This window comes from bacterium, from assembly GCA_021372775.1.
GTDB lineage: Bacteria > Acidobacteriota > Polarisedimenticolia > J045 > J045 > JAJFTU01.
On the sequence record JAJFTU010000098.1, the window covers coordinates 1 to 1,853 of the forward strand.

Genomic DNA, 1,853 nt, shown 5'->3' on the forward strand with positions numbered 1-1,853 from the left:
CGCAAACGCCTCGCCCGCGAGCCGCGCGTGCCGATGCCGCCGGCGAGCAGGCCGAACGAATGCTGGTCGATGGACTTCACGCACGACGCCCTGGAGTCGGGCCGGGCGTTCCGGACGCTCAACGTCGTCGACGTGGTCACGAGGATGTGCCTCGCGATCGAGGTCGCCGCGTCGCTGCCGGCGGCGCGCGTGGTGCGCGTGCTCGACCGTCTGGCGGCGGCGCACGGCCGCCCGGGCACGCCGACCGACAACCCCTTCATCGAGAGCTTCAACGACAGGTTCCGCGACGGGTGCCTGAACCAGCAGTGGTTCGGCGGGCCGCGCTTCACCATCGAGAACTGGAGGTTCGACTACAATCTCGACCGGCCGCTCATCTCGCTCGGGAGCCTGACCCCCTGCGAGTCCGCGGCGCAAGCGTCGGCGGGCCTCCGGTCGGCTCCGCGTCCCACCGGCCCGCTGAAGCTCGAAGAACCCGCGACGCTTTGACTCTCGGTTTCGTTGGACCAGCGAATGGGGGCAGGCCACCTTGAAGCCCGACAAGAACTGATCATGTTCAAAGTCAAGAGGCTCGCTGCAGCTCTTCTAAGCACTCTGTGCCTGGTGACTCCGACGAGCGCCGTCCCGCCGCCGTATGAGGTGACCCTCGGCAGAGTGAGGCAGTTCCTCTCGGCAACGGGATTCAAAGGGAGTATCCGCAGCGTCGCGCCGATCCCGGCCGAGCCGAGCGATGGGTGGTACCTGGAATTCGAGTTGCTGGACAGTGGCGGCCATGTGTGTGCCCGCGGTACTGCATCGCGGCTGGTTGCACGCAACGTGAAGCTGTCGATTGGCGGAGACTACTCAAGCGAAGCGCGGCGGCGCAAATTGGCCGGACATGCGGAATCGCGGTTGACGGAAGAGGCGAGGTCGCGGTGGCGAGCCGCGCTTGCTGCGTCCGAGAGGACTTGGGAGAAGGCAATCAGCGATCTCTGCGAAATACAGGCTCTTGGCGGAACTGCCGACTTCGATGCGTCCCTGTTCGCATGGCGCATTCGCTATGTGCGCGCGGGGGGGCCACAGTCTCCAATTGACTGGCTCTATGTCGATCCGTTCTCGTTACGTCCCTTTGAGGTGAACTGTCGGCGCGAGGAGTGGGAGCTACCGCTATCGAGAGAATCGAGCCCGCCGGGATCGGCAGGGACAGTGCCGACCCCAGACGCGCGCAGGTGATCAGAACTCGCGGCCATGATCTACAGCGAAATGCGTGGCGTAACTGACCCCAGAATCGCACTAGAAGAGCGTCCCGGCCGGCGAAGTGAACCGGCTCGCCCCCCTGCAGCCGGTCCGAACGGACTGAGTCTCTTCGCTCCGCGGCGCCGCGCGGGGCCGCGCGAAATGGAAAGGGCCGCCCGCGGGCGGCCCTTTCGCGTCGAGGGCGCCGCGTCCGCTACTTGACGCGGATCCGGGCGTCCACCGCGATCGCCTTCCCCTTCTCGGGGTAGAGGAGCAGCGGGTTGACGTCGAGCTCGACGATCGAGGAGTGCTCGCGGACCAGCCGGGCCACGATCTCGATCGCCTCGATCGCCGGGTCGAGGTCCACGCCGGCCTGGCCGCGCGCGCCGGTGAGGATCTTGATCGCGCGGATCGAGCGGACCATCTCCTCGGCGTCCTCGCGCGCCATTGGCGTCAGACCGAACTTGACGTCCTTGAGCACCTCCACGAACGTCCCGCCGAGGCCGAACATCACCAGCGGCCCGTAGGAGTCGTCGCGGCTGGAGCCGATGATCACCTCGCGCCCGCCCGGCCGGAAGGCCTGCAGGAAGAGGTTCCAGGTGTCCGGCGCGTGGCCGGCCGCGGCGAGCTTGGCGCGCATC

At 67.4% G+C, this 1,853-nt stretch carries 3 protein-coding genes; 2 read left to right on the plus strand and 1 reads right to left on the minus strand.

Going from position 1 to position 1,853, the window contains the following annotated elements; genetic code table 11:
- Nucleotides 1-33: 33 nt before the first annotated feature.
- The gene (locus LLG88_03440) at nucleotides 34-486 is read left to right on the plus strand and encodes an integrase core domain-containing protein (GenBank protein ID MCE5245961.1); all 453 of its coding nucleotides are present in this window, start codon (nucleotides 34-36) and stop codon (nucleotides 484-486) included.
- 63 nt (nucleotides 487-549) lie between these two features.
- Nucleotides 550-1,209 carry a hypothetical protein gene (locus LLG88_03445; GenBank protein ID MCE5245962.1) on the plus strand — a complete coding sequence of 220 codons (660 nt, stop codon included), beginning with the start codon at nucleotides 550-552 and terminating at the stop codon, nucleotides 1,207-1,209.
- A 217-nt stretch (nucleotides 1,210-1,426) separates the two neighbouring features.
- Here the strand turns inward: LLG88_03445 and LLG88_03450 are convergent.
- Nucleotides 1,427-1,853 (minus strand): acetate--CoA ligase family protein (locus tag LLG88_03450; GenBank protein ID MCE5245963.1); only part of this gene is annotated, 427 nt, incomplete at its 5' end.